The sequence below is a fragment of the Streptomyces sp. NPDC054841 genome, from assembly GCF_053611045.1.
The window spans coordinates 1-1276 of the sequence record NZ_JBSGZO010000914.1; the positions used below are offsets into that span (position 1 = coordinate 1).

Consider the following 1276-nt stretch of genomic DNA (forward strand, 5'->3'; position numbering starts at 1 on the left):
CACAGAGGGGGGCGGGTCCCGCCCGCCCCCCTCTGTACGCCCTACCAGGGGACCGCACCCGTATGCGGCTGACGCCGCGCGGCCCCCGGACCCCCGGCCGAGAGGCTTGGGGTGAGCCCCGGCGTTTCGGCGCACGGAGCCCTATTAGACTTATGACCCAACACCCGGCATGACCGCCGGGTGGTGACCCGAGGAGCCACCCTTGGCTGCTGAGCTGCACGTCGAGCTGGTCGCCGCCGACCGCCAGGTCTGGTCCGGCGAGGCCACCCTGGTCGTGGCGCGCACCACGTCCGGCGACATCGGCGTCATGCCCGGTCACCAGCCGCTGCTCGGTGTGCTGGAATCGGGCCCGGTGACCATCCGTACGAGCGAGGGAACGGTCGTGGCCGCTGTGCACGGCGGCTTCATCTCGTTCGCCGACGACAAGCTGTCGCTGCTGGCGGAGATCGCCGAGCTGGCGGACGAGATCGACGCCCAGCGCGCCGAGCGTGCGCTGGAGCGCGCCAAGGCCGAGTCGGACGGCGCCGCCGAGCGGCGCGCCGACGTCCGGCTGCGTGCGGTGGCGGTGCGCTGAGCGCACCCCGCTGATGGACCACCCTCAGCCGCGGCCCGGGCTGGACTTCTCCAGACCGGGTCGCGGCTGAGGCAATGCAGGTGCAGGTGCAGGTGCAGGTGCAGGTTGTATTCCGCTACGGGACGAAGCGAGGAGGTCGGTGAAGATGTTCCTCGCTCTGCTTGTGAGCGGACTGGTCGTCGCACTGGTGGTGATCGGGCTCTTCGTCTTCGGCTTGCGCCGCAGACTGATCCAGCGCTCCGGCGGCACCTTCGACTGCAGCCTGCGCTGGAACGTCCCGGAGGAGAGCGACCACTCCGGCAAAGGGTGGGTGTACGGCGTCGCCCGCTACAGCGGTGACCGGGTCGAATGGTTCCGCGTCTTCTCGTACGCGCCCCGGCCGCGGCGGGTCCTGGAGCGTTCCCAGATCGAGGTGCTCTCGCGGCGTACGCCGGAGGGCGAGGAAGAGCTGGCGCTGCTCTCGGACGCGATCGTGCTGGGCTGTCTCCACCGGGAGACGCGCCTTGAGCTGGCGATGAGCGAGGACGCACTGACCGGTTTCCTCGCCTGGCTGGAGGCGGCGCCTCCCGGGCAGCGAGTCAATGTCGCGTAGCGCGCACAGCGAGGAACGCAGAGTGCGGAACGCAGGACGCAGGACGCAGGACGCAGAGCGAGGAACGCAGAACGTAGGACGCAGAACGTGAAGCGGGGGCGGTGCGATGC

At 70.5% G+C, this 1276-nt stretch carries 2 protein-coding genes; both read left to right on the forward strand.

Going from position 1 to position 1276, the window contains the following annotated elements; all coding sequences use genetic code 11:
• The first annotated feature begins 202 nt into the window (after nucleotides 1–202).
• Nucleotides 203–574, forward strand: coding sequence for a F0F1 ATP synthase subunit epsilon (locus ACWGI8_RS44400; protein ID WP_453669323.1), 372 nt, complete (start codon nucleotides 203–205; stop codon nucleotides 572–574).
• 145 nt (nucleotides 575–719) lie between these two features.
• Nucleotides 720–1166 (forward strand): DUF2550 domain-containing protein, encoded by a 447-nt coding sequence (locus ACWGI8_RS44405; RefSeq protein ID WP_453669325.1) that lies wholly within the window; start codon nucleotides 720–722, stop codon nucleotides 1164–1166.
• The last annotated feature ends 110 nt before the right edge of the window (nucleotides 1167–1276 follow it).

Coding starts and splice junctions, on each gene's coding strand:
- ACWGI8_RS44405 (WP_453669325.1), top strand. CDS start 720: ATGTTCCTCGCTCTGCTTGTGAGCGGACTGGTCGTCGCACTGGTGGTG.